The sequence below is a fragment of the Streptomyces anthophorae genome, assembly GCF_049310305.1.
GTDB lineage: Bacteria > Actinomycetota > Actinomycetes > Streptomycetales > Streptomycetaceae > Streptomyces.
This window is the reverse complement of record NZ_JBLWQQ010000001.1, coordinates 2596554-2621243: the sequence shown is the minus strand read 5'-3', so window position 1 is coordinate 2621243 and position 24690 is coordinate 2596554. Positions and strand designations below refer to the sequence as shown.

The following is a 24690-nucleotide window of genomic DNA, read 5'->3' as shown; positions in this document are numbered from 1 at the left end:
ACGTGACCGGGGCCGCGCATCCGTGAGGGTGCGCGGCCCCGGTTTCGTGCGTCAGGCGGCCCACGGGCCGCATCAGGGTTGCGTCAAAGCAGCCCGCCCGGCCGCCCTCCAGCCCATTTGCACAGTTCACTGGCCTTAGGCTCAGGTTCATGGGACGCGGGACGCGCGGCAAACTACGTATCTACCTCGGCTCGGCGCCGGGCGTCGGCAAGACGTACGCGATGCTGTCGGAGGCGCACCGCCGGGTGGAGCGGGGCACCGACTGCGTCGTCGCGTTCGTCGAGCATCACGACCGGCCGCGCACCGAGGTGATGCTGCACGGCCTGGAGCAGATCCCGCGCCGGGAGCTCGCCTACCGGGGGACCGCCTTCCACGAGATGGACGTGGACGCCGTGCTGCGGCGCGCCCCCGCCGTCGCCCTCGTCGACGAGCTGGCCCACACGAACGTGCCGGGCTCGCGCAACGCCAAGCGCTGGCAGGACGTCGAGGAACTGCTTGGTGCGGGCATCGACGTCATATCGACCGTCAACATCCAGCATCTTGAGTCACTCGGCGATGTGGTTGATTCGATCACTGGTGTACGTCAACGCGAGACGGTCCCCGACGAGGTCGTCCGCCGTGCCGACCAGATCGAGCTCGTCGACATGTCGCCGCAGGCGCTGCGCCGCCGCATGGCGCACGGCAACATCTACAAGCCGGACAAGGTCGACGCGGCGCTCTCCAACTACTTCCGCCCCGGGAACCTCACCGCACTGCGGGAGTTGGCGCTCCTGTGGGTCGCCGACCGGGCCGACGAGTACCTCCAGGAGTACCGGGGCGAGCACAACATCCGCTCCACCTGGCAGGCCCGCGAGCGCATCGTCGTCGGACTGACCGGAGGCCCCGAGGGCCGCACGCTGATCAGGCGCGCGGCGCGGCTCGCCGAGAAGGGCGCGGGCGGCGAGGTGCTCGCGGTCTACATCGCCCGCAGCGACGGCCTCACCGCCGCCTCGCCCAAGGAGCTGGCCGTCCAGCGCACCCTGGTCGAGGACCTGGGCGGCACGTTCCACCACGTCATCGGCGACGACATCCCCGCCGCCCTCCTGGAGTTCGCCCGCGGCGTCAACGCCACCCAGATCGTCCTCGGCTCCTCGCGCCGCAAGACCTGGCAGTACATGTTCGGCCCCGGTGTCGGGGCGACCGTCGCCCGCGAGTCCGGGACCGACCTCGACGTGCACATCGTCACGCACGACGAGGTCGCCAAGGGGCGCGGACTGCCCGTCGCCCGCGGCGCCCGGCTCGGCCGCTCCCGGATCGTCTGGGGCTGGCTGATCGGCGTCGGCGGCCCCGCGCTGCTCTCGCTGATCCTCACGCACACCCACAGCGACCTCGGCCTCGCCAACGACATGCTGCTGTTCCTGTCGCTGACGGTCGCCGCCGCGCTGGTCGGCGGGCTGCTCCCGGCGCTGGCCTCCGCGGCCTTCGGCTCGCTGCTGCTCAACTACTTCTTCACGCCGCCGCTGCACCTGTGGACCGTCGCCGACCCCCGCAACATCGTCGCCATCGTGATCTTCGTAGGGGTCGCGGTGTCGGTGGCCTCGGTCGTGGACACCGCGGCGCGGCGCACCCACCAGGCGGCCAGGCTGCGCGCCGAGTCCGAGATCCTCTCCTTCCTGGCGGGCAGCGTGCTGCGCGGCGACACCAGCCTGGAGGCGCTGCTCGAACGCGTACGGGAGACCTTCGCGATGGAGTCCGTGGTCCTCCTGGAGCGGGAGGGCGACACCGCGCCGTGGACCTGTGCGGCGAGCGTGGGACCGCAGACCCTCGGCCGCCCCGAGGACGCCGACGTCGACATGCCGGTCGGCGACCACATGGCGCTGGCCCTGACCGGGCGGGTGCTGCCCGCGGAGGACCGGCGGGTGCTCGCCGCCTTCGCCGCGCAGGCCGCCGTCGTACTGGACCGCCAGCGCTTGCAGTCCGAGGCCGACCAGGCACGCACCCTCGCCGAGGGCAACCGCATCCGTACGGCGCTGCTGGCCGCCGTCTCGCACGATCTGCGCACCCCGCTGGCGAGCATCAAGGCGTCGGTGTCGTCCCTGCGCTCCGAGGACGTCGACTGGTCGCCCGAGGACCAGGCGGAGCTGCTCGCCGGGATCGAGGAGGGCGCCGACCGGCTCGACCACCTCGTCGGGAACCTGCTCGACATGTCGCGCCTCCAGACCGGCACCGTCACCCCGCTCATCCGCGAGATCGACCTCGACGAGGTCGTGCCGATGGCGCTGGTCGGCGTGCCGGACCCGGACCTCAGCGTCGACCTGGACGTACCCGAGACGCTGCCCATGGTCAGCGTCGACAAGGGACTCCTGGAGCGGGCCGTCGCCAACGTCGTCGAGAACGCGGTCAAGTACAGCCCGGCCGACCAGCCCGTCCTCGTCTCGGCGAGCGCGCTCGGCGACCGCGTCGAGCTGCGCGTCGTGGACCGCGGCCCCGGGGTGCCGGACGATGCGAAGGACCGGATTTTCGAGCCCTTCCAGCGCTACGGTGACGCTCCGCGCGGCGCCGGTGTGGGCCTCGGGCTCGCCGTGGCGCGCGGCTTCACGGAGGCCATGGGAGGCACGCTGGGCGCCGAGGACACCCCGGGAGGCGGGCTCACGATGGTCCTGACCCTGCGGGCCGCGGCCCGCACCACCCCCAACGCGGCCCCGGAGGCCGAACCCACCGCAGCAGGACCCCAGAGAGGCAGGAACGCATGACCCGGGTGCTCGTGGTCGACGACGAGCCGCAGATCGTGCGCGCCCTCGTCATCAACCTGAAGGCGCGCAAGTACGAGGTGGACGCCGCCACGGACGGGGCGCAGGCGCTCCAGCTCGCCGCCGCCCGCCACCCCGACGTGATCGTCCTCGACCTGGGTCTGCCCGACATGGACGGCGTCGAGGTGATCAAGGGGCTGCGCGGCTGGACCCGCGTACCGATCCTCGTGCTGTCCGCGCGGCATTCGTCCGACGAGAAGGTCGAGGCGCTCGACGCGGGCGCCGACGACTACGTGACCAAGCCCTTCGGCATGGACGAGCTCCTCGCCCGGCTGCGGGCGGCCGTGCGGCGGGCCGAGCCCACCGGCGGGAGCGAGGACGAGGGGATCGTCGAGACCTCGGACTTCACGGTCGACATGGCCGCGAAAAAGGTCAACAGGGGCGGGCACGACGTACGGCTGACCCCGACCGAATGGCATCTCCTGGAGGTCCTGGTGCGCAATACGGGCCGCCTGGTGAGCCAGAAGCAGCTCTTGCAGGAGGTGTGGGGGCCCTCGTACGGGACGGAGACCAACTACCTGCGGGTGTACATGGCGCAGTTGCGCCGCAAGTTGGAGGCCGACCCCTCGCATCCGCGGCACTTCGTCACGGAGCCGGGAATGGGCTACCGATTCGAGCGGTGAGGCGCGCCGAAGCGGGGTACACCAGCGGGTACGACCGTGTCACAGGGCCCAGGTACGCTTCCAGTATGAGTGCTGTTCCGCGTTCCGACAGGGCCTCCGAGAAGCCGGCGGGCCGTTTCCGGCGCATGCTCGACCGGCTGTCCAGTTCCCAGGAGGACCTGGAGTCGGAGGAGCTGCGCGAGGACTCGGAGACCACCGGCTGCACGCGCATCGGCGACTGCACGGACCGACAAATGGTCACCGTAACTGGTACGTTGCGCACGGTAACCCTGCGGCCACGCGCCGGAGTTCCCGCACTGGAGGCGGAGCTGTTCGACGGCTCGGCCGCGGTGGACGTGGTGTGGCTCGGCAGGCGCTCGATCGTCGGGATCGAGCCGGGGCGCAAACTCATAGCTTCGGGACGGATCTCGATGAGCCGGGGCCGTAGGGTGCTGTTCAATCCGAAGTACGAACTCAGACCGCTCGGACGGGAGTAACCGGTGACGTCCCTCGACAAGCCGACCGACCGCGAATCCACAGGCCAGGACGGGCAGGACGTGACGGACAAGTCCGTGACCGAGGCCGCGCTCTTCGAGGCCTTCGGCGGCGTGCGGGGCATGGTGGAGACCGTCCTGCCGGGCCTCCTCTTCGTGAGCATCTTCACGGTCAACAAGGACCTGCACATGGCGGCCATCGCGGCCATCGCGGTGTCCCTGGTGATGGTGGCCGTGCGCCTGGTCATGAAGGACACCGTGAAGCACGCCTTCAGCGGCGTCTTCGGCGTCGCCTTCGGTGTGGTCTTCGCGATGATGACGGGCAACGCCAAGGACTTCTACCTGCCCGGCATGCTCTACACGCTGGGGCTCGCGCTCGCCTACATCGTCACCACGCTGTGCGGGGTGCCCCTGATCGGCCTGATCCTCGGGCCGGTGTTCAAGGAGAACCTGTCGTGGCGCACCCGCAACCCGGGGCGCAAGAAGGCCTACGCGAAGGCGAGTTGGGCCTGGGGTCTCATCCTCCTGGCCAAGTGCGCGATCCTGTTCCCGATGTACTTCTGGGCGGACACGGACTCGGCCAACACCCAATTCGGCTGGGTGCTCGTCGCGTTGAAGATCCCGCCGTTCCTGCTGGCCGTGTGGCTCACGTGGGTCTTCCTGGCGAAGGCGCCCGCGCCCATCGACGTGTTCGCGGAGATGGAGGCGGCCGACCGCGAGAAGGAGGCCGACCGCGAGAAGGCCGAGGCGGCCCGCAGCGAGGGCGGGGGCGCGCCGCGGCACCGCCGCGAGGCCTGATCCTCGTACGCCACCGAGTACGCCACCGAGTACGCCACTGAGTGCGCCACCGAGTGCGCCCATGAACGACAAAGGAGGCGGCCCCGAGCGAAGTGCTCGGGGCCGCCTCCTTCGTTTGCCTCGCTACGCGTCCTCGCGCCGCACCGACAGCAGGTCCTCCAGCTGCTCCTCGCGCGCCTGCGCCGCGACGAACAGCAGCTCGTCGCCCGCCTCGAGCGAGTCCTCCGGGCTGGGGGCCAGCACGCGGGTGCCGCGGATGATCGTCACCAGGGACGTGTCCTGCGGCCACTGGACGTCGCCGACCCGGGTGCCGGCCAGGGCCGACTCCTCCGGAAGCGTCAGCTCCACCAGGTTCGCGTCGCCGTGGCTGAAGCGGAGCAGGCGGACCAGATCGCCCACGCTGACCGCCTCTTCGACGAGCGCCGACATGAGGCGCGGCGTCGAGACGGCCACGTCCACGCCCCACGACTCGTTGAACAGCCACTCGTTCTTGGGGTTGTTGACGCGGGCGACGACCCGCGGGACCCCGTACTCGGTCTTCGCGAGCAGCGAGACGACCAGGTTGACCTTGTCGTCTCCGGTGGCCGCGATGACCACGTTGCAGCGCTGGAGCGCCGCCTCGTCCAGGGACGTGATCTCGCAGGCGTCGGCGAGCAGCCACTCCGCCTGCGGCACGCGCTCGACCGAGATGGCCGTCGGCGCCTTGTCGACGAGGAGCACCTCGTGACCGTTCTCCAGGAGCTCGCCCGCGATCGAGCGGCCGACCGCCCCTGCTCCGGCAATGGCGACCCTCATCAGTGACCGCCCTCCTCAGGGCCCTCGGCGAACGCCGCCTCGACCTTCTCGACGTCGTCCGTGCGCATCATCACGTGCACCAGGTCGCCTTCTTGCAGGACCGTCTGCGACGTCGGCAGGATCGCCTCGCCGAGCCGCGTCAGGAACGCGACGCGTACGCCCGTCTCCTCCTGGAGGCGGCTGATCTTCTGGCCGATCCAGGACTCCGACGCGTGCACCTCGGCGAGCTGCACGCCTCCGGTGGGGTCGCGCCACAGCGGCTCCGCGCCGGACGGCAGGAGACGCCGCAGCATCTGGTCGGCGGTCCAGCGGACCGTGGCGACCGTCGGGATGCCCAGGCGCTGGTAGACCTCCGCGCGGCGGGGGTCGTAGATGCGCGCCGCCACGTTCTCGATGCCGAACATCTCGCGCGCCACACGCGCGGCGATGATGTTCGAGTTGTCACCACTGGAGACGGCGGCGAAGGCGCCGGCCTCCTCGATGCCCGCTTCGCGCAGGGTGTCCTGGTCGAAACCGACTCCGGTGACGCGACGGCCGCCGAAACCCGAACCCAGGCGACGGAACGCCGTCGGGTCCTGATCGACCACGGCGACCGTGTGGCCCTGTTGCTCCAGGGTCTGGGCGAGTTGGGACCCTACTCGGCCACAGCCCATGATCACGATATGCACGGCCCTACCCCGCACTCCTCATAGGCCTTCTGACCTGCGTAAACGTCCTGCTCATGGCTCTCTCTCGCGGCATGGTCCAGCCGGTGCGGCTCGATCTCGGGCACGATGCGGGCTGCTGTGCGGCTCGCGCTCTGGACCACCGTATCGGCTCTGTGGGGGAACTCGTCCTCCGCGTCGGCGGCGAGATCGCCGAAGGAGTGGTGCAGGGCACGAAGCCGAATGGGGGTGGTGGGTGGGCGGCCCCCCGTTCGAACGCTTACGATCCTCTCCGTGTCCAAACTGACCGACGTGCCCAAACGGATCTTGATCGGGCGCGCACTGCGCAGTGATCGGCTGGGCGAAACGCTCCTGCCGAAGCGCATCGCACTCCCCGTTTTCGCTTCCGACCCGCTGTCCTCCGTGGCCTATGCGCCCGGCGAGGTCCTGCTGGTCCTCTCCATCGCGGGCGTGTCGGCCTACCACTTCAGCCCCTGGATCGCGGTCGCGGTCGTCGTGCTGATGTTCACGGTCGTCGCCTCCTACCGCCAGAACGTCCACGCCTACCCGAGCGGCGGCGGCGACTACGAGGTGGCGAACACCAACCTCGGGCCGAAGGCGGGGCTGACCGTCGCGAGCGCGCTGCTCGTCGACTACGTCCTGACCGTGGCCGTGTCGATCTCCTCCGGCATCGAGAACCTCGGCTCCGCGATCCCCTTCGTGGTCGAGCACAAGGTGCTGTGCGCGGTCGCCGTGATCGTGCTGCTCACGCTGATGAATCTGCGCGGTGTGAAGGAGTCGGGGAAGCTTTTCGCGATTCCCACGTACGTCTTCGTGGCCGGCGTCTTCATCATGATCGTCTGGGGTGCCTTCCGCGGGCTCGTCCTCGGCGACTCCATGCACGCGCCCACCGCCGACTTCCACATCAAGGCCGAGCACCAGGGCCTCGCCGGCTTCGCGCTCGTCTTCCTGCTGCTGCGCGCGTTCTCCTCCGGGTGTGCGGCGCTCACCGGGGTCGAGGCGATCTCCAACGGCGTTCCGGCGTTCCGCAAGCCCAAGTCGAAGAACGCGGCGAGCACCCTCGCGCTCATGGGCGGCCTCGCCGTCACGATGTTCTGCGGCATCATCGCCCTCGCCCTCGTCACCGACGTGCGGATGGCCGAGAACCCGGCCAAGGACCTGATCCACAACGGCGTGGCGGTCGGTTCCGGCTTCGTCCAGGACCCGGTGATCTCCCAGGTCGCCGAGGCCGTCTTCGGCGGCGGCAGCTTCATGTTCCTGATCCTCGCGGCCGCCACCGCCCTCGTCCTCTTCCTCGCGGCCAACACCGCGTACAACGGCTTCCCGCTGCTGGGCTCGATCCTCGCCCAGGACCGCTACCTGCCGCGCCAGCTGCACACCCGCGGCGACCGCCTCGCGTTCTCCAACGGCATCGTGCTGCTCGCCGGCGCCGCGGCCCTCCTGGTCGTCATCTACGGGGCCGACTCGACCCGGCTGATCCAGCTGTACATCGTGGGCGTCTTCGTGTCGTTCACGCTCAGCCAGATCGGCATGGTGCGGCACTGGAACCGGCACCTTGCCTCCGAGCGCGACCAGGCCAAGCGCCGCCACATGATCCGCTCCCGCGCGATCAACGCCTTCGGCGCGTTCTTCACCGGCCTCGTCCTCGTGGTCGTCCTCCTCACGAAGTTCACGCACGGAGCGTGGGTCGCGCTGCTCGGCATGTGCATCTTCTTCGTGACGATGACCGTGATCCGCAAGCACTACGACCGGGTCGCCGAGGAGATCGCCGCGCCGGAGACCCCGACCGACGACAGCGTGCGCCCCTCGCGGGTCCACTCGCTCGTCCTCGTGTCGAAGATCCACCGGCCGACGCTGCGGGCGATCGCGTACGCGAAGCTGATGCGCACGGACACCCTTGAGGCCTTGAGCGTCAATGTTGATCCGGCGGAGACGAAGGCATTGAGGGACGAGTGGGAGCGTCGAGGTATTGACGTGCCGCTCAAGGTTCTTGATTCGCCGTACCGGGAAATCACCCGGCCGATCATCGAGTACGTCAAGAGCCTCCGTAAGGAGTCTCCGCGCGACGCGGTCAGCGTGATCATTCCCGAGTACGTGGTCGGCCACTGGTACGAGCACCTGCTGCACAACCAGAGCGCGCTGCGCCTGAAGGGCCGCCTGCTCTTCACGCCCGGCATCATGGTGACCTCCGTCCCGTACCAGCTGGAGTCCTCCGAGGCAGCGAAGAAGCGGGCCCGCAGGCGGTCCGAGTGGAACGCGCCGGGTGCCGTGCGACGCGGTCCGGTCGAGAAGCGCCCGAAGGAGCCCAGCTCCAAGTAGGCCGATGCGTGCCCTGGTGAGCGGCCGGGCGACAGCCACGTAAACTGGTGGGCTGTTGTTCGGCCGCTCTCGTGTGCGGTCCGCGACGTCGAACGCCTTCCCCCTTACGTACTGGAGCCCCGCCATGCAGGCAGAACCGACGAAGTCACTGGTGGGGGAGGAATACGAGGTCGAGGTCGGCCCCGTCGCGCACGGCGGTCACTGCATCGCGCGCACCGCCGAGGGGCAGGTCCTCTTCGTCCGGCACACGCTGCCCGGCGAGCGGGTCGTGGCGCGGGTGACCGAGGGCGAGGAGGGCGCGCGCTTCCTGCGCGCCGACGCCGTGCAGGTGCTGGAGCCCTCCAAGGACCGCGTCGAGGCGCCCTGCCCGTACTCCGGCCCCGGCCGCTGCGGCGGCTGCGACTGGCAGCACGCCAAGCCCGGCGCGCAGCGCCGCCTCAAGGGTGAGGTCATCGCCGAGCAGTTGCAGCGCCTCGCGGGCCTCACGCCCGAGGAGGCCGGCTGGGACGGCACGGTCATGCCGGCCGAGGGCGACAAGCTCCCGTCGGGCGAGGTCCCGCAGTGGCGCACGCGCGTCCAGTACACGGTCGACGCCGACGGCAACGCGGGTCTGCGCCGCCACCGCTCGCACGAGGTCGAGCCGGTCGAGCACTGCATGATCGCCGCCGCGGGCGTCTCCGAGCTGGGCATCGAGAAGCGCGACTGGTCCGGCATGGACTCGGTCGAGGCGATCGCGGCGAGCGGCTCCCAGGACCGCCAGGTGATCCTCACGCCGAAGCCGGGCGCCCGCCTGCCGATCGTCGAGCTCGACAAGCCGGTCTCCGTCATGCGCGTCGAGGAGAAGGACGGCGGCGTGCACCGCGTCCACGGCCGCCCCTTCGTGCGCGAGCGCGCCGACGACCGCACCTACCGGGTCGGCAGCGGCGGCTTCTGGCAGGTCCACCCGAAGGCGGCGGACACGCTGATGCGCGCCGTCATGCAGGGCCTGCTGCCGCGCAAGGGCGACATGGCGCTCGACCTGTACTGCGGCGTCGGCCTGTTCGCGGGCGCGCTCGCGGACCGGATCGGCGAGAAGGGCGCGGTCCTCGGCATCGAGTCCGGCAAGCGCGCGGTCGAGGACGCCCGGCACAACCTGGAGTCCTTCGACCGCGTCCGCATCGAGCAGGGCAAGGTCGAGGCGGTCCTGCCGCGCACCGGCATCTCCGAGGTCGACCTCATCGTCCTGGACCCGCCGCGCGCGGGCGCCGGCAAGAAGACGGTCAACCACCTCACGACGCTCGGCGCCCGCCGCATCGCCTACGTCGCCTGCGACCCGGCCGCCCTCGCGCGCGACATCGCGTACTTCCAGGAGGGCGGGTACAAGGTGCGCACGCTGCGGGCGTTCGACCTGTTCCCGATGACGCACCACGTGGAGTGCGTCGCGATCCTGGAGCCGGTGAAGAAGGACGCCTGACCTGCCGTGCGTCGAGCTTCAGTGTCTGGCCAAAAAATCTTGACCCTACATTGACCAACTGTCGAACTTTGACGATCGGTCACGCATAATGCGTCCATGCGAACGACTCAACGTAAGGCGCAGGAAGTTGCGGAGCGTGACCAGAAGCTGGTGGACGTCGCGCTCGACATGGTGTGCCGCGACGGCTTCCACAATCTGACGCTGGGGAAGCTGGCCGACGAGGCCGGCTACTCCAAGGGCACCGTCTACAACCACTTCACTTGCAGGGAAGACCTGCTCATCGAGCTCTCCGCGGAGAGTGCGCGCCGCCAGCTGCGCTACTTCCAGGCGATCGCCGATCTGCCCTGGGACGGGGTGCGCTCCGTGTACGGCATGGCGCTCGCCTATCTGCGGCACGCCGAGGTGGCCCCGGTGCTGTTCGAGTGCAGCATCACGGCGCGCACCGACGCCGTCTGCAAGGTCGCGTCCGAGCAGCGGCTCAAGCGGCGTGACCTGGTCGAGGCGCAGATGTCGCAGGTGGTGGGGTATGCCGTGGAGCGCTCCGTCGCCGAGGGGTCCTTCGAGAGCGCCGATGTGGAAGCGGCCGTGGCGGTGGACGCCCTGCGCGCCTACATCCTGGGCTACGCGGCCATGCATCTGCTCTCGCGGCGCTTCCTGTGGGCCGGCGAGGAGGACCGCGACACCCGCCTGAAGGTGATGACCTCCATGGTCAGCGGCCTGGGCTGGGCACGTCTGGCCGCCGACGACGTGGCGCGGCTGCAACGCGAGGTGGCGGGCATCGTCGACGCGATCGCCGCGCAGTACACCTCCGACGGTCACCCTAAGTAGACACCGCGCCCGCAGGAGAAGCGGGCTGCCTCATTCCGTATTTCTGCATTCACGTTCCGTTCATCGACTTCTATCGTGAACTAGTTGTCAAAAATCGACGACTCGTCATAAGTTGATGGAGCGCCCGGCCGATCGGTCGGGCCGTGATGCGGAACGGAGGGGCAATGCGCATCAACATCGCTCGCCGCGGGAGTGCTCTGTGGCATGCGTGCGTCGATCTGGCCCGGGAGCGCTACGCCCGGGACTACGACGCACGGATCGCACCGTCACCGGACAGCTTCATCGCCCTGTGCTCGGACGAAGGCGGCGGATCGGACGTCGTCCCGCTGGCCTGTGCGGGACTGACGTACGGAGGGGAACGCAGTCTCCTCATCGAGAACTACCTGGGGGACGAGGCCGTCAGCGCCATATCCCAGTACACGCGCACCGCGTGCGAGCCGGCCGGTCTGGTCGAGGTCGGACCGCTGGCCTCCAGCGAGCCCGGCGCGGGCCTGAAGCTCATCGGCATGGTGCCCGCACTGTGCTGGTGCAACGGCGCCTCTTACCTGCTGTGCACCGTCACCCAGCCGCTCGCCCGCACCCTGGCGCGGATCGGACTCAAGTTCACCGGCCTCGCCGAGGCCCGCGAGGACGCGCTGCCGCCGGAGCAGCAGGGCACCTGGGGCTCGTACTACGACACGAAGCCCGTGGCCGGATTCATCGACCTGCGCGCGTTCGACGCCGGCATCAACCGTGAGGCCGAGTCCGGCTACCACCTCGCCGTGACCTGGGCGCAGGAAGCGCCGCTCGCCGCGCAGGGGGCAGGTGCCAGATGAGGAAGATCCACGACGGTCTGTACGCACCCGAGCGGCGCGACCACGTCCTCGTCGAGAGGCTCGCCGCCGACGGCTCGGTCGCCGACATCTTCACGTACGGGGATCTCGCGGGCTGGAGCGGGCAGATCCGACGGCTGCTCGCCGACCTCGGCGCCGACGCGGGCGCCACGATCGGCGTCGTCGCGGGCAACGGCCCCGAATGGGTCGCCGCCGATCTCGCGCTGCTGCTCGGCGGGTACGTCGAGGTGCCGGTGCCGCTGGCGTTCTCCGGCGAGCAGGCCGCCTCGCTGCTGAAAGAGGTGCGGCTCTGCCTCGCCGACGAGGCCGGGGTCCGCAAGCTCGCCGAGTGGGGTCTGGACGGCGCCGTCACCGTGCTGCCGATCGCGGCGGACAGCGGCGCGGGGAACCGGGTGGCGGAGCCGGAGGGCCTCCGGCTGCCACCGGACGAGCGGATCATCAAGGTCATCCACACCTCGGGGACGACCGGTGCGCCCAAGGGCGTGAAGATCCGGTCGAAGGCGCTCGAGGCGCTGCTCGTCTCCCTCGACTCCGTCTCGCCCGACGGGGTGTACGCCCGCTATCTCTCCCTGGTGCCGTTCAGCCTGCTCATCGAGCAGGTCACCGCGGTGTACCTGCCGATCATCAACGGCGGCCGGATGATCCTGCTGCCCGAGGACACCGCGCTGCTCGGCACGGCCGGCTCGCGTGCCGACGACGTGGTCACCTGGATGCGCGCCGCGCGGCCGACCGCCGCCGTGCTGCCGCCGGCCGCGGTGAGCGCCCTCGACAAGGCGGTGCGTGGCGCCGAGGCGGGTTCCGTGCTCGGCGACGGTGTGCGGCCGTTCCTGATGGCGGGCGGCGCGCCCGTCGATGTGGAGGCCCAACTGCGCCTGGACGCGGCCGGATTGCGGGTGCACGAGGGGTACGGGCTGTCCGAGAACAGCTCGGTCGTCTCGTGGAACACCCCCGAGCACTGGCGACCCGGAACGGTCGGCAGGCCGCTGCCGCACTGCGAGGTCCGGCTCTCCGAGGACGGGGAGCTGCTGGTGAAGTCGACGTCGCTGTTCGCCGGATACACCGTCGAGGACCCGACCAGCCGCCCCGTCGACGAGGACGGCTGGCTGCACACCGGGGATCGCGGCGAGATCGACGAGGACGGCTACATCCGCATCCTCGGCCGGCTGAAGAACGTGATCATCACCAGCCACGGCCGCAACGTCTCGCCCGAGTGGGTCGAGGGCAGCCTGCGCAGCTGCCCCTCGGTGGTGGACGCCGTGGTGTTCGGCGAGGGCCTCGAGCACCTCTCGGCCCTCCTGATCACCGGCGAGTCCATCGACGCCGGCATGGTCGAGGAGGTGCGGCGGCAGGCACGCGCGTACGCCGAACGGCACCTGGCGGAGACCGACCGGCCCGAGCGCTTCTTCGTGGTCGCCGACAGCGGCGACTTCCGCCGCACGTACTTCACCGTCACCGGCCGGCCACGCCGCCAGAAGCTCTTCGACGACCTGATCGCGGGCACCACCGACCACGGCCGCCCGGACGACCACAACCTCTGACCTGCACACGAACGGGGACCCAGCCATGACAGTTGCCCAGCACACGCTGCGCCTGACCACCATCGGCGACGGCGACGGCATGATGATCACGCCCACCGGCATCGACTCCGACTTCACCGAGCTGTACCAGGCGGGCCTCGACGGCCTGCTCGCCGACACCGGCCACCTCCTCATCCGCGGATTCGCCCCGAGCGTCGAGGAGTTCAACGAGCTGGTGCGCCGCTACAGCTCCCGCACGACCCTCGACCCGGCCCGCACCTTCCACGGCAACGCCGCGCAGAAGGTCGACTCCGGGCACGACCCGATCGGCCTGCACCTGGAGAACGGGGCCACGCCCTTCGCCCCCGACCTGCTCTGGTTCCACTGCGTCAAGGCCGCCGCGTCCGGCTCCGAGACGACCGTCTGCGACGGCTTCCGGGTCTGGGACGCGCTGTCCGAGCGAGCCAGGAAGGTCTTCGCCGGCAACCCGGTGAAGTACGCCCGCAGCAACGTCCCGCGGGCCATGTGGCAGCGGCTCGCCGCCCACCTCACCGGCCCCGACGCCGACCCGGACGACATGACCGTCGAGCACCTCCACGCCGTGTCCAACCAGGGCGCCGACGCCGTCTTCACCGAGGCCGCCGACGGCTCGCTGAGCTACGAGTACCGCGTGTACGCCGCCCATCCGACCCGCACGTCCTCGCGCACCGCGTGGGCCAACAGCATCCTCGGCCCCTCGTTCAACTACGAGGCGCCCGAGATCCGCTTCGCCGACGGCTCGCCGATACCCGACGACGTGATCGCCGAGTACACCGAGGTCTCCGAGAGGGTCACCGAGGAGATCCAGTGGGAGGACGGCGACATCGTCCTCATCGACAACACCCGCGTCATGCACGGCCGCCGGGCGATCACCGACCCCGAGCGCACCATCCTCAACGCCCAGAGCTACGCCAGGAGCTGACCCATGAAGTACGGCATCGTCATCCGCTACGAGTTCGACACCTCCTGGCTGCGCCTGAGCCGCGAGCAGCGGGGTGAGAAGGAAGAGGTCTTCCAGAAGGAGATCGTCGGGCCCTTCGCGGACAGGATGTCCGTCCGGCACTTCGACGCCGAGGCGTTCGCCACGGACTACTCCGACTTCCTGTTCGTCGAGACCGACGACATCAAGACCTACTACTACTTCATCGAGAAGCTGCGGGACAGCGAGTTCATCGCCCAGGGCTGGGTGCGGCTGCGCGACATCTCCATCGGTCTCCAGGACGGCTACAAGGAGTTCGAGAATGACCAGGTCTGACCAGTTCGACGGCATCGCCGAGGCCGTCCGCACCGAGCTGGCCTCGGTGACCCGGCTCGCGCACATCAACACCTTCCACCCGGGCGCCTTCGACTGGAGTGAGGCCGGCACGCGGGCCGAGCGCGAGTTCGCCTCCGTCGTCGCGTACGGGGAGACCGGTCACGAGGCCGAGGCCGTCGCCTACCTCACCAAGGAGCTGGCGCAGCTCGCCGAGATCGAGCGCCACGTCAGTACTGTCATGGCCATGGTGATGGGAGAGCTGCACGATCTGCGCGACCCCATCAACCTCGGGCACGAACTCCACCACGCCCTCTCCTGCTTCGCCGCCGAGGAGATCCAGCACGCCAACACCTTCTACCGGTACGTGCGTGCCCTGTCCGGCGCCGAACCCCGCGTCGACAAAGCCCTGTTCGACGAGCGCCTCGACGTCTTCCGCACCGACGACCACCCCTACGTCAAGCTGGTCGCGCTGTGCTGCTCGGCCTACGTCGGGGAGTCCGTGATCACCGTGTTCGAGCACCGCAGCGACGCGCTCGACCCCGAGCGGGCCCGCTTCTTCACCCGCCTCCTGCACACCCACGGCCTCGACGAGGCCCGGCACGTGAAGATCGACCACGTCGCCATGAAGCTGATCCACCCGGCGCTCACCGCCGAGCAGCAGCAGCGCGTACGGGCACTCCTCGGCCAGATCGAGGAACTGAACCGCACCCTCGCCGCGACCTTCGAAGCCCGCACCCGGCAGCTCCTCGACGTCGACTTCGTCACCGGCAACCCGGCGGCCGCCGTGCAGCTGGAGATGACGAAGGCGTTCGGGCAGAAGGTCTTCGCCGACGACGGGACGCTGCACAGCGTCGACGAGATCCTCGACGACGAACTGGCCGGACTCATCACGGAGTTCTCCGGTGTCGGCCGTGTGCACGCCGCGCCCTTCGCGGCGCCGGCGAAGGCGCTGAGCACAGTGGGGAGCGCGTCATGACGGCGGCGGCCGTGGGCACGGACGCCGCCGCTCCCGACCGTCCGGCCGTGGCCGGGGGCAGGATCGCAGTCGCCGCGGCCGTGCTCGCCCTGCTCCTGGCCGCGATGGACGCCACCGTCATGGGCACCGTGCTGCCCAGCGTCCTGTCCGACGTCGGCGGCGGCTCGGGCGGCGGATACGCCTGGCTGGTGTCCGGGTTCATGCTGGCGCAGGTGGCGGGCACCCCGCTGGCCGGCTGGGTCGCCGACCGGCTCGACGACCGGATCCTCGCCGTCGGCTCGACGCTGGTCTTCCTCGGAGCCTCCGTGCTCGCCGGGGTCGCGGGTTCGTTCGGCGTACTGGTCGCCGCCCGCGTACTGCACGGCCTGGCCGCCGGCGCGATCGTCGTCTCCAGCTACGTGATCGTGGGCCGGGTCTTCGGAGCCGAGCGGCGCGCCAAGGCCCAGTCGATGCTGAGCATGGTCTGGGGCGTGGCCGCCGTCCTCGGTCCCGTCGTCGGCGCAGCCGTCACCGAACTCTGGGGCTGGCGCTGGGTGTTCTTCCTGAACGTGCCCCTGTGCGCCTTCGTCGTCCTGGCCGTCCTGCTCGCCCTGCCCAAGCGGCAGACCGCCTCGGAGGCACCGGGCTCCGGCTTCCCGGCGGGGGAGTACCTGCTGGTCACCGGCGGCTCGGCGCTCGTCCTGGTCGGACTCCAGGGCGGCGAGCTCGGCCTCGGCGCGATCGGCGGCGCCCTCGCCGCGCTCGCGGGCATCGTGGCGCTGGTCCTGGTGCGCCGCTTCGGAGGCGGCCTCGTACCGCGCCGGATCCTCGCCCGGACCCCCTCGGCGGGCGCGGCACTGGCCACCGTCGGCGCGTGCGTCGTGATGTACGCGACGGTGACCGTGCTGCCCGTACGGCTCGCTGCCTCCGGCACCTCGACCACTCAGATCGCCGTGGTCGTCGGCCTGGCCGCACTCGGCTGGGTCGCCGGAAGCGCCGTCACCGGCGCGACAGTGGCCGAACACGGCTATCGGCCCTTGATGCTGGCAGGCGCGTTCGCCCTGCTGATCAGCGCCGTGCTCAGCGCCACCGGCGAACTCGCCTGGCTGGCCGGTGTGACCGCCGGCCTCGGCACCGGAGCCGTCACGGCCACGACGCTCGCCCTCATCCAGGATCAGTCGCCGCCCGAACAGTTGGGCGTGGCCACCTCGGCCGCGACGATGCTGCGCAACCTCGGCTCGGCGGCCGGCGTGAACGGCATCGCGGCCCTGACCGCCGCTCTGGCCACCACCGCTCATCACGGTCAGCAGAACCGGGCGTTCTGGGTCCTCGCCGCGGTGGTCCTCGTGACGGTTCTCGCCCCGGCGGTCATGGCACCTCGCCGTCGCGCCACTACCGGGTGACAGCCGGGGCAGGGGCGTTCGGGCGCCCCTGCCCCGGTCGGCCACGAACAGAACGGAACACGATGATCCGGACCACGACGGCTCCTCCCGCGCCGACCGGGGCGAAGGCGCCACATTCCTGGCTGAGCAGGGGGATACGTCTCCTCCGCCTGCTCTCGGTGCTCGCCCTGTTCGACACCCTGTTGCAGGCGGCGCTCGCCGGACTGTTCATCACCGGTGATGTCGGCCTGCTCGACTGGCACGCGGCGAACGCCTCCGTGCTCGCCCTCCTCGTCGTCCTGGAGATGGTCGCCGGGTTCATGGTGTGGCGCCCGGGCCGCGGCCCCATCGGCCCGTTCCTCCTGGCGACCGGACTGCTCGTACTCGTCGGCGTGCAGCAGGCGCTCGGTGAGTCCCGCGTCCTCGCCGCACACGTACCGCTCGGCATCACGATCTTCGGCATCGGTGCCGCGCTGACGTACTGGTCCTTCTCGCACGTCAACGAGGGAGACCCCACGTGACGTCTCGGCGCAAGGTGCTGGGCCTGATCGCGGGCGGTGCCGCGGGCCTCGCGGTGCCCGCGGCCTCGGCCGCGTATGCCCACTGGACCAAAGAGAGCGCCGGCCGGATCCTGAACAGCCGGATCGCCCTGCCCGCACCGTTCGCGGTCCCGCTGCCGACGCCGCCGCGCGCCCGCCCGGTGCGCGGAACCCGCACCACCGACCACTACGAACTGACGCAGCGCGCGGCCCCGGTGGAGATCCTGCCCGGCACCCGCACGACCGTCTGGGGCTATGACGGCATCTTCCCCGGCCCCACGATCACCGCCCGCTCCGGCCGCACCGTCTCGGTGAACGTCCTCAACTCCCTGACCGTGCCGACCTCGACGCATCTGCACGGTGGCGTCACACCCCCGCACTCCGACGGCTACCCGACGGACGTGGTGGTGCCGGCCCTGTGCGGCGACACCTTCCGGGCCGGCCGCATGCAGCGAAGGGGCCACGGCATGCACACGGCCGCTTCCGACTGGACGGTCTCGCAGGGCGCCAAGACGTACGAGTACCCGCTGAAGCAGCGGGCGGCGACCCTCTGGTACCACGACCACAGGATGGACTTCAGCGCCCCGCAGGTCTGGCGCGGCCTCGCGGGCTTCTTCCTCGTCCACGACGCCGAGGAGGATGCCCTCCCGCTGCCCGACGGCGACCGTGACCTGCCCCTGATGCTCTGCGACCGCTCCTTCGAAGCCGACGGCTCCTTTCGCTACCCCGGCCACGACCTCGGCTGCACCGGCACCCCAGGTGTCCAGGACGCGTACATGGACGGCGTCCTGGGCGACGTGCAACTGGTCAACGGAGCCCCCTGGCCCGAGGCCGAGATCCCGGCCACCCGCCACCGGCTGCGACTCCTCAACGCCTCCAACGCCCGCCGCTACCACCTGCGTTGGGAGCTCGACAGTGGGGGAACGCTCCCTCTCGTCCAGATCGGCGGTGATGCCGGGCTCCTCGGTGCGTCCCAGCGGCTCGACGCGATCCCCATGGCCCCGGCGGAGCGCTTCGACGTCGTCACCGACTTCTCACGATGCCCGGTGGGCAGCCACGTCACCCTGGTCAACACCCTGGCCGAAGGCCGGATGCGCCAGGTCATGCGTTTCCGCATCGCGCGCAGGGCGAAGGACGACAGCCACGTGCCTGCCCGCCTCTCCTCCTACGCGCCGCTCGCCCCGTCCACCGCTGTCACCACCCGGCACTTCGACTTCCGTCGGACCGAGGACCGGTGGACCATCAACGGCCGCCCCTTCGACGCGGCGGCGACCCTCGCCCGCCCCCGTCTCGGCACGGTCGAACGCTGGCGCCTGAGCAGCGACTTCCACCACCCGGTCCATCTCCACCTGGCCCACTTCCAGGTCCTCTCGCGCGGCGGGCGCCCTCCGCGGGCCACCGACGCGGGCTGGAAGGACACCGTCGACGTCCGCCCGTACGAGGTCGTCGAGGTCCTTGCCCGCTTCGACGGCCATCGCGGCCGGTACATGCTGCACTGCCACAACCTGGAGCACGAGGACATGGCGATGATGGCGAACTTCGAGGTGGTCTGACTCCTGCCGGTGGCGCGCTCCGCGACTCAGGCCGGTGCGAAGTCGGCTGTCAGGAGGGCCAAAAGCTGACTGGGCGCGTCCTCCTGGAGAAGGTGGCCGGCGCCCTCGATCCAGTGCAACTGCGCGTGCGGAATGCGCTCGTGCAGCCACTCGGCGTACATCGGAGGCAGGATGCGGTCCTCGCGGCCCCAGACGAGCCGTACAGGAATCGACACGCCGCCCAGCAAGTGCTCGTACGCGACCGTGTCCGCCTGCCTGATCCGGGTGTACTGACGGTAGAACGCCGCCTGCCCCTCCGCTCCCCGCCACGGTGCGAGGAAGGTGTCGAGGACCCCCGGCCGGAAGCCGGTGTGCGTGGCGTGCCGCAGATGGGCGGCGACCAACGCTTCATGCGCGTAGCCCGGCAGTTTGCGGAAGACGTCCTCGTGCTCCAGGAAGAGCCGAAAGAGCCCTCGTTCCCACTCGCCTCCGCTCACCGCGTCGAAGAGGGTCAGATCCTGATAGCTCCTCTCCTCCAACAGCAGGGTCCGGAGCGCCACCGCCCCGCCGATGTCGTGGGCCACGACGCTGGGGCGCGACAGCCCCCAGTGGTCGAGGAGCCGGGCGAAGTTCCTCGAGTGAGCCGCCAGGCTCAGATCCTGGCCCTCGCGCCGGTCCGACCGGCCGAAGCCAAGATGGTCGAAGAAGTAGACCTTGCGGGTACGGGCGAGTGCCGGTGCGATGTCCCGCCAGAGGAAGGAGGAGTACGGGGTGCCGTGCACCAGTACGAGGGGGTCTCCGCTGCCCAGGGTCCCCCACCGCACCACCCCTTCGGGTGTCTCGAATTCCTCGTCGAGTGTCCAGTCCACCACTGCTCTCCTCTCCTGCCTCGTGGACACCACCTTCCGCGCGGAGCGGGTTTCGATGCCTCGTCAGCGAGATTTTCCGCATCCGGGTCAGGTGTGGCGTGCGAACTTCTCGACCGCCTCAGCCGTGACCGGCGTGAAGAAGTTGACCAGGTTGCCGTCCGGGTCGCGCAGCAGCAGGGAGCGGTTGCCCCAGGGCATCGTGGTGGGCTCTTTCACGAAGTCCGTTCCGTGAGCGGACAGTTCGCGGTGGGTGCGGTCCACGTCCTCGACGAGGAACTCGGTGATCACGCTGTCGTTGGCCGCCGGGCGGGCCGAGCCCGGGGCGAACAGCGGGACCGTGCGGGTGCTGGCGATGGCGAGGGTGCCGTGGGGCGTCCGGAGTTCGGCGAAGTCCTCGGTCGCCCAGGCCGCCGCCACGCCCGTGGCCCGCTCGTAGAACGCGACGAGGCGTGCGACGTCGGCCGTGATGATGCGGATCGATACGAAGTCCATGAGGTCTCCCTGAGCTCTGGGCGGGTCGGATGCTTCGCAGGCTAGGAGCAATAGCGGACAGAATCGGTCCGGTATCCGCGTTAGCCTTCGAAGATGTCCCGACCCGCAGGCCGCGTGCTCACCCTCCTTGAGCTGTTGCAGTCCGGCGGCACCCGCACCGTCGCCGAACTCGCCGACCGGCTGGGCGTCGACGGGCGCACCGTTCGGCGGTACGTCGACCACCTCGTCGACCTCGACGTTCCCGTGGAGTCGGTCCGCGGTCGCTACGGCGGATACCGGCTCGGTCCGGGCCACCGGCTGCCCCCGCTCATGCTGAGCGACGACGAGGCACTGGCCGTGCTGCTCGGCCTGATCGCCGGCCGGCGGGCGGGGCTCGTGGCGGCCGGGGAGACGGCGAGCGAGACGGCCGCGGCGAAGATCCGGCGGGTGCTGCCCAAACCGCTCGCCCGGCGGCTCGACACGCTCCTGGACGCGCTCTCCTTCACCGACCGGCCCGGCGAGCGGGCCCCCGCCCCCGACGCCGGGGTGCTGCTCGCCCTCGCCGACGCGGTGCGCCATCGGCGTCCCGTCTCGGTCCGGTACGTCGACGGGGAGGGGCGGCGCAGCGAGCGCACGCTGCATCCGTACGGGATCGTCGCCCACGCCGGGCGGTGGTACGTCGCCGGGCAGGACGCGGGGCTCGGCGAGGACCGGACCCTCCGCCTCGACCGGATCGCGGACGCGCGGTCGCTGCCCGGTACGTTCGATGAGCCGGAGGGGCCCGAACCGGAGCAGCGCGTGCTGTCGGGGCTCGCCACGGCCGCGTACCGGTACGAGGTGACCCTGCGGATCCACGGCACCGTCCGGCAGATCCGGGACCGGCTCCCCGCGAGCGTCGCGGTCCTGGACGAGACGGAGCCCACCACCGAGCGCCGACGGCGCGTCGAGCTGCGGGCACAGCGCCTCGACTGGCTGCCTCCGGTGCTGGCCTCGCTCGACCGGCCGTTCGTCGTCGAGCGGCCGGCCGAACTCCGCGAGCTCGTCGCTGAGTTCGCCGAGCGTCTCGCCTCCTACGCCCGACGGACCTGACGTCACCCTCGCGGTGGCGCCGTCGACCCCCTCGGCGTCAGCGAAGGCGTGGGCACCGGACCCGGTTTCGCCGGGTTGCCCGCGATGATGTCGAAGAGGACGCGGGTGACCTGGGCTCCGAAGCTGTGCACGTCATGGCTCATCGCGGACAGCGTGGGGTGGGTGAGGCGGCAGAGCTGGGAGTCGTCCCAGGCAAGGAGCGAGAGCTCGTCGGGGACCGCCACCCCCATCTCGGCGGCGACCCCGAGCCCGGCCACCGCCATGATGTCGTTGTCGTAGACGATCGCGGTCGGGCGGTCGGGGCGCAGCAGGAGGGAACGCGTGGCGCGGGCCCCCTCCTCGTCCGCGAAGCCGGTGGTGAGGTGCAGGCTCGCGTCGAGGCCGAGCCCGCGCAGCGTCGACTGGAACGCCTCCTCGCGGATCGCGCTGTGCCCGAGGTCGGCCGGGCCGCCGACGCGGGCGATCCTGCGGTGGCCGAGCGCCGCGAGATAGTGCACGGCCTCCGTCATCGCGGTGGCGTCGTCGGTCCACACGGAGGGCAGGCCGCCCGTGAGGTCGGGGTGGCCGACCGCGACGGCCGGGAGGCCGATGCGGGTGAGCGGTTCGACGCGCGGGTCGTCCTGGTGGAAGTCGACCAGGACGCTGCCGCCGATCTGCCGCTCGCGCCACCACGTCTGCTGGAGCGCGATCTCCTCCTCCAGGCTGCTCACCAGGCGCAGGAGGAGAGAGCAGGAGTGCTCGGCCAGGACGCTCTCGATGCCGGAGATGAACTCCATGTAGAACGGTTCGAGGCCGAGCAGCCGCGCCGGGCGGCACAGCGCGAGACCGATCGTGTCCGTGGTGCGCCGGGAGAGGCTGCGCGCCGAGGAGTTCGGCGCCCAGCCCAGCTCCCGCGCGGCGGCGAAGATCCGCTCGCGGGTGGCCTCGGAGAGCCCCGGCTTCTGGTTGAACGCGATCGACACCGCACCCTTGGACACCCCGGCGGCCGCCGCGACGTCCTTGATGGTGACGTTCCGGATGGGGGCGCTCACGCCGGTTCCACGCAGAAGAGGGCGGAGCGGATCGCGTTGGCTCCGGCGCCGCGTGCGCCGGTGAGGCGGATCCGGGCCCGCTCGCCGGGCAGCAGCGTGACCAGGCCGCGGTCGGCGCGCGCGTGCGGCGCGACGCGGTCGGGCTGGAGCAGCAGGTCGCGTACGAGGGTCTGGGCGGTCACCACGACGTCGACTGTATCCGGGTCCCCGCCGACGGTCTCGGTCACGACCGTGAAGCGGGGCTCCGGGTAGCCGAACTCCTTGTCCCGCACGGGGAAGTGCAGCGCACGCGAGCCGTCCGCGTCCGCGACCAGGAACTCCTTGGCCGAACCCGCCGCGGGCAGCACCGAGCGCGGCACCGGCACCCGCGTCACCTGACGCGGGCCGGCGCTCGCCCGCAGCCGGGCCTGCCCGGCCATGGTCCCGTCGGCGCGCATCAGACGCAGGGTGACGGTGGTGGTCCAGGGCGAGGCGCCAAGATTCGACAACACCAACTCCGGTTCTTCGCGGACTGGTTGAAGGGTCAGGAGCCGGTCCGCGTACACCCGTCGCAGTTCGTGGTGGAGCGGCTTGAGGCGGCCGTCGCCGTCGACCGCGGACCAGGAGCTGACCGGCCAGCAGTCGTTGAGCTGCCAGACGACGGTGCCCGCGCAGCGCGGCCAGTTGGCGCGCCAGTGCTCGATGCCGGTGGCGACGGCGCGGGCCTGTACGACCTGCGTCAGATAGTGCCAGCGGTCGAAATCGCCCTCGGGCGCGACGAAATGGCGCTCCAGGCCGCGCTGAAGCTTTCCGTTCCCGTCCTCCGCCTTCTGGTGGTGCAGCATGCCGGGGGAGTCGGACGCGAGCCGCTCACCGGGCAGGGCGCGGCGCAGCGTGGCCATCGCGGGCGGCGCCTGCCAGCCGAACTCGGCGACGAAGCGCGGGACTTCGGACAGGTACTCGGTGTAGTCGAGCCGGTTCCACACCTCCCACGAGTGGAATGTGCCGTGGTCGGCATCGTTGGGGTGGTGGTCCCAGGAGCCGGACCAGGGGCTGCCTGCGGTGTAGGGGCGCGTGGGGTCCAGCTCGGCGACCACACGCGGCAGCAGGCCGAGGTAGTAGCCCTCGCCCCAGGAGTCCCCGGCGAGCTCGTCCTCCCAGCCCCACTCGCGAAAGCCCCACAGGTTCTCGTTGTTGCCGTTCCACAGGACGAGGCTGGGGTGCGGCATCAGGCGGCACACGTTCTCGCGCGCCTCGGCCTCTACCTCGCCGCGCAGCGGCTGCTCCTCCGGGTAGGCGGAGCAGGCGAAGGGGAAGTCCTGCCAGACCATGAGGCCCAGCTCGTCGCACGCGTCGTAGAAGGCGTCGTCCTCGTAGATGCCGCCGCCCCAGACGCGGACGAGATCGACGTTGGCCTCCGCGGCCTGGGTGAGGCGGGTGCGGTAGCGCCCGGGGGTGATGCGCGAGGGCAGGACGTCGTCGGGGATCCAGTTGATACCGCGTACGAAGATGCGGACGCCGTTGACGACGAAGGTGAAGCCGGTGCCGTGGTCGTCGGCGCTCTGGTCGATCTCGACGGTACGGAAGCCCACGCGGCGCCGCCAGGTGTCCAGCTCTTCCGAGCCGTCGAGCAGCGTCAACTCGACGTCGTAAAGCGGCTGTTCGCCGTACCCGCGCGGCCACCAGAGGCGTACGTCCGGAACGTCCAGGACGAGGGTGGCCGCGTCGCCCTCCACGGAGGCGTGCACCTCCACGCCCGCCACCGAGGCCCGCGCCGTGAGCGGCCGTTCGGCGCCACGCCCGGTGCACTCGACCTCAACTCGCAAATCGACGCGCCCTGTTGAACCGTCGACCGTCACCAAGGGCCGTACCCGCGCGAGGCGGGCGGTCGACCAGCGCTCGATCCGGACCGGGCGCCACAGGCCCGCCGTCACGACGGTGGGTCCCCAGTCCCAGCCGAAGGAGCAGGCCATCTTGCGGATGTACTGGGACGGCGCCGGATAGACGTTGGGGCGCTCGCCGGTCAACTCCCTCACAGCGGCCGCCTCTTCGTAGGCGGAGGCGAAGTCCACCCGCAGTTCGCCGGAGCGGCCGGTGACGTCGAACCGGTACGAGCGGTGCATGTTGCGGGTGCGGGCGAGCGGCTCCCCGTCGACGGTGATGCGGGCCGCCGTGTCGATGCCGTCGAAGACCAGGTCCGTTCGTTCATGGGCGCCTTGAGTCGTCGGCAGAAGAGTCACGTATGTCCAGGAGCGCCGGCCCACCCACTCGACCTCGCGCTCGTTCGTGCCGAGGAACGGGTCCGGGATCAGGCCCGCGGCCAGGAGGTCGGTGTGGACACAGCCGGGGACACGGGCGGGGATCCCGGTCCCGTCGTGGTCGAGGCTCCAGTCCTCGCCGAGCTGGACGGCGTCCTTCATAGTGCGGCTCCCATCGGGCGTACATCAGGCCGGAGT

Annotated in this window: 22 protein-coding genes; 16 read left to right on the top strand and 6 right to left on the bottom strand. The window is 70.7% G+C overall.

Annotated features, from left to right (window positions below; translation table 11 throughout):
* The first annotated feature begins 149 nt into the window (after nt 1-149).
* From ACNYS0_RS11670 to ACNYS0_RS11655, 4 genes are all read left to right on the top strand, one after another.
* Nucleotides 150-2732, top strand: coding sequence for a DUF4118 domain-containing protein (locus ACNYS0_RS11670; RefSeq protein ID WP_422473020.1), 2583 nt, complete (start codon nt 150-152; stop codon nt 2730-2732).
* Nucleotides 2729-3412, top strand: a complete 684-nt coding sequence (locus ACNYS0_RS11665) for a response regulator (RefSeq protein ID WP_422473018.1) — start codon at nt 2729-2731, stop codon at nt 3410-3412. Before ACNYS0_RS11670 ends, ACNYS0_RS11665 begins: the two co-directional genes overlap by 4 nt.
* A gap of 65 nt (nt 3413-3477) precedes the next feature.
* Nucleotides 3478-3888 carry an OB-fold nucleic acid binding domain-containing protein gene (locus tag ACNYS0_RS11660; RefSeq protein WP_385765766.1) on the top strand — a complete coding sequence of 137 codons (411 nt, stop codon included), beginning with the start codon at nt 3478-3480 and terminating at the stop codon, nt 3886-3888.
* Nucleotides 3889-3891: 3 nt separating this feature from the next.
* Entirely contained in the window at nt 3892-4683 is a 792-nt protein-coding gene (locus ACNYS0_RS11655) for a DUF3159 domain-containing protein (protein ID WP_422473016.1), read from the top strand.
* 123 nt (nt 4684-4806) lie between these two features.
* Here ACNYS0_RS11655 and ACNYS0_RS11650 read toward each other — a convergent pair whose 3' ends face one another.
* Together ACNYS0_RS11650 and ACNYS0_RS11645 are read right to left on the bottom strand one after the other, a co-directional pair.
* Nucleotides 4807-5478 (bottom strand): potassium channel family protein, encoded by a 672-nt coding sequence (locus tag ACNYS0_RS11650; RefSeq protein ID WP_306318135.1) that lies wholly within the window; start codon nt 5476-5478, stop codon nt 4807-4809.
* A complete protein-coding gene (locus ACNYS0_RS11645; protein WP_306318136.1) occupies nt 5478-6146 on the bottom strand; it encodes a potassium channel family protein in 669 nt (222 codons plus the stop codon). The genes ACNYS0_RS11650 and ACNYS0_RS11645 overlap by 1 nt, the downstream gene beginning before the upstream one ends.
* 270 nt (nt 6147-6416) lie before the next feature.
* On the opposite strand from ACNYS0_RS11645, the gene ACNYS0_RS11640 reads away from it, so the two are divergent.
* From ACNYS0_RS11640 to ACNYS0_RS11590, 11 genes are all read left to right on the top strand, one after another.
* Nucleotides 6417-8462: an APC family permease gene (locus tag ACNYS0_RS11640; RefSeq protein WP_422410637.1), complete on the top strand. Its 2046-nt coding sequence runs from the start codon at nt 6417-6419 to the stop codon at nt 8460-8462.
* Between the two features lie 124 nt (nt 8463-8586).
* Complete coding sequence (locus ACNYS0_RS11635; protein WP_422473014.1) at nt 8587-9915, top strand: class I SAM-dependent RNA methyltransferase; 1329 nt, start codon at nt 8587-8589, stop codon at nt 9913-9915.
* A gap of 96 nt (nt 9916-10011) precedes the next feature.
* Entirely contained in the window at nt 10012-10743 is a 732-nt protein-coding gene (locus tag ACNYS0_RS11630) for a TetR/AcrR family transcriptional regulator (RefSeq protein WP_422473012.1), read from the top strand.
* 164 nt (nt 10744-10907) lie between these two features.
* Nucleotides 10908-11558 carry a thermostable hemolysin gene (locus ACNYS0_RS11625; RefSeq protein WP_422473010.1) on the top strand — a complete coding sequence of 217 codons (651 nt, stop codon included), beginning with the start codon at nt 10908-10910 and terminating at the stop codon, nt 11556-11558.
* Nucleotides 11555-13114 (top strand): AMP-binding protein, encoded by a 1560-nt coding sequence (locus ACNYS0_RS11620; RefSeq protein ID WP_422473008.1) that lies wholly within the window; start codon nt 11555-11557, stop codon nt 13112-13114. The genes ACNYS0_RS11625 and ACNYS0_RS11620 overlap by 4 nt, the downstream gene beginning before the upstream one ends.
* Nucleotides 13115-13139: 25 nt before the next feature.
* Nucleotides 13140-14054, top strand: a complete 915-nt coding sequence (locus ACNYS0_RS11615) for a TauD/TfdA family dioxygenase (protein WP_422473006.1) — start codon at nt 13140-13142, stop codon at nt 14052-14054.
* A 3-nt stretch (nt 14055-14057) separates the two neighbouring features.
* A complete protein-coding gene (locus tag ACNYS0_RS11610) occupies nt 14058-14387 on the top strand; it encodes a hypothetical protein (protein ID WP_422410645.1) in 330 nt (109 codons plus the stop codon).
* Nucleotides 14374-15363 (top strand): hypothetical protein, encoded by a 990-nt coding sequence (locus ACNYS0_RS11605; protein ID WP_422473004.1) that lies wholly within the window; start codon nt 14374-14376, stop codon nt 15361-15363. The genes ACNYS0_RS11610 and ACNYS0_RS11605 overlap by 14 nt, the downstream gene beginning before the upstream one ends.
* Entirely contained in the window at nt 15360-16745 is a 1386-nt protein-coding gene (locus ACNYS0_RS11600; RefSeq protein ID WP_422473002.1) for an MFS transporter, read from the top strand. Before ACNYS0_RS11605 ends, ACNYS0_RS11600 begins: the two co-directional genes overlap by 4 nt.
* Before the next feature lie 62 nt (nt 16746-16807).
* Nucleotides 16808-17245 (top strand): hypothetical protein, encoded by a 438-nt coding sequence (locus ACNYS0_RS11595; protein WP_422473000.1) that lies wholly within the window; start codon nt 16808-16810, stop codon nt 17243-17245.
* Nucleotides 17242-18816 carry a multicopper oxidase family protein gene (locus tag ACNYS0_RS11590; RefSeq protein ID WP_422472998.1) on the top strand — a complete coding sequence of 525 codons (1575 nt, stop codon included), beginning with the start codon at nt 17242-17244 and terminating at the stop codon, nt 18814-18816. The genes ACNYS0_RS11595 and ACNYS0_RS11590 overlap by 4 nt, the downstream gene beginning before the upstream one ends.
* Nucleotides 18817-18842: 26 nt before the next feature.
* Here ACNYS0_RS11590 and ACNYS0_RS11585 read toward each other — a convergent pair whose 3' ends face one another.
* The gene (locus ACNYS0_RS11585; RefSeq protein ID WP_422472996.1) at nt 18843-19664 is read right to left on the bottom strand and encodes an alpha/beta fold hydrolase; all 822 of its coding nucleotides are present in this window, start codon (nt 19662-19664) and stop codon (nt 18843-18845) included.
* An 87-nt stretch (nt 19665-19751) separates the two neighbouring features.
* A complete protein-coding gene (locus ACNYS0_RS11580; RefSeq protein ID WP_422472994.1) occupies nt 19752-20156 on the bottom strand; it encodes a VOC family protein in 405 nt (134 codons plus the stop codon).
* Between the two features lie 93 nt (nt 20157-20249).
* Between ACNYS0_RS11580 and ACNYS0_RS11575 the strand changes: the two genes are divergently transcribed.
* Complete coding sequence (locus ACNYS0_RS11575; protein ID WP_422472992.1) at nt 20250-21224, top strand: helix-turn-helix transcriptional regulator; 975 nt, start codon at nt 20250-20252, stop codon at nt 21222-21224.
* Nucleotides 21225-21226: 2 nt separating this feature from the next.
* Here ACNYS0_RS11575 and ACNYS0_RS11570 read toward each other — a convergent pair whose 3' ends face one another.
* Nucleotides 21227-22255 carry a LacI family DNA-binding transcriptional regulator gene (locus tag ACNYS0_RS11570; protein ID WP_422472990.1) on the bottom strand — a complete coding sequence of 343 codons (1029 nt, stop codon included), beginning with the start codon at nt 22253-22255 and terminating at the stop codon, nt 21227-21229.
* The gene (locus ACNYS0_RS11565; protein WP_422472988.1) at nt 22252-24654 is read right to left on the bottom strand and encodes a glycoside hydrolase family 2 protein; all 2403 of its coding nucleotides are present in this window, start codon (nt 24652-24654) and stop codon (nt 22252-22254) included. The genes ACNYS0_RS11570 and ACNYS0_RS11565 overlap by 4 nt, the downstream gene beginning before the upstream one ends.
* Nucleotides 24655-24690 lie beyond the last annotated feature (36 nt).

Excerpts from the sequence above, each read along its gene's own strand:
- ACNYS0_RS11670 (WP_422473020.1), top strand. The coding sequence starts at position 150 with ATGGGACGCGGGACGCGCGGCAAACTACGTATCTACCTCGGCTCGGCG.
- ACNYS0_RS11665 (WP_422473018.1), top strand. The coding sequence starts at position 2,729 with ATGACCCGGGTGCTCGTGGTCGACGACGAGCCGCAGATCGTGCGCGCC.
- ACNYS0_RS11660 (WP_385765766.1), top strand. The coding sequence starts at position 3,478 with ATGAGTGCTGTTCCGCGTTCCGACAGGGCCTCCGAGAAGCCGGCGGGC.
- ACNYS0_RS11650 (WP_306318135.1), bottom strand. The coding sequence starts at position 5,478 with ATGAGGGTCGCCATTGCCGGAGCAGGGGCGGTCGGCCGCTCGATCGCG.
- ACNYS0_RS11635 (WP_422473014.1), top strand. The coding sequence starts at position 8,587 with ATGCAGGCAGAACCGACGAAGTCACTGGTGGGGGAGGAATACGAGGTC.
- ACNYS0_RS11630 (WP_422473012.1), top strand. The coding sequence starts at position 10,012 with ATGCGAACGACTCAACGTAAGGCGCAGGAAGTTGCGGAGCGTGACCAG.
- ACNYS0_RS11625 (WP_422473010.1), top strand. The coding sequence starts at position 10,908 with ATGCGCATCAACATCGCTCGCCGCGGGAGTGCTCTGTGGCATGCGTGC.
- ACNYS0_RS11620 (WP_422473008.1), top strand. The coding sequence starts at position 11,555 with ATGAGGAAGATCCACGACGGTCTGTACGCACCCGAGCGGCGCGACCAC.
- ACNYS0_RS11615 (WP_422473006.1), top strand. The coding sequence starts at position 13,140 with ATGACAGTTGCCCAGCACACGCTGCGCCTGACCACCATCGGCGACGGC.
- ACNYS0_RS11610 (WP_422410645.1), top strand. The coding sequence starts at position 14,058 with ATGAAGTACGGCATCGTCATCCGCTACGAGTTCGACACCTCCTGGCTG.
- ACNYS0_RS11605 (WP_422473004.1), top strand. The coding sequence starts at position 14,374 with ATGACCAGGTCTGACCAGTTCGACGGCATCGCCGAGGCCGTCCGCACC.
- ACNYS0_RS11600 (WP_422473002.1), top strand. The coding sequence starts at position 15,360 with ATGACGGCGGCGGCCGTGGGCACGGACGCCGCCGCTCCCGACCGTCCG.
- ACNYS0_RS11595 (WP_422473000.1), top strand. The coding sequence starts at position 16,808 with ATGATCCGGACCACGACGGCTCCTCCCGCGCCGACCGGGGCGAAGGCG.
- ACNYS0_RS11580 (WP_422472994.1), bottom strand. The coding sequence starts at position 20,156 with ATGGACTTCGTATCGATCCGCATCATCACGGCCGACGTCGCACGCCTC.
- ACNYS0_RS11575 (WP_422472992.1), top strand. The coding sequence starts at position 20,250 with ATGTCCCGACCCGCAGGCCGCGTGCTCACCCTCCTTGAGCTGTTGCAG.
- ACNYS0_RS11565 (WP_422472988.1), bottom strand. The coding sequence starts at position 24,654 with ATGAAGGACGCCGTCCAGCTCGGCGAGGACTGGAGCCTCGACCACGAC.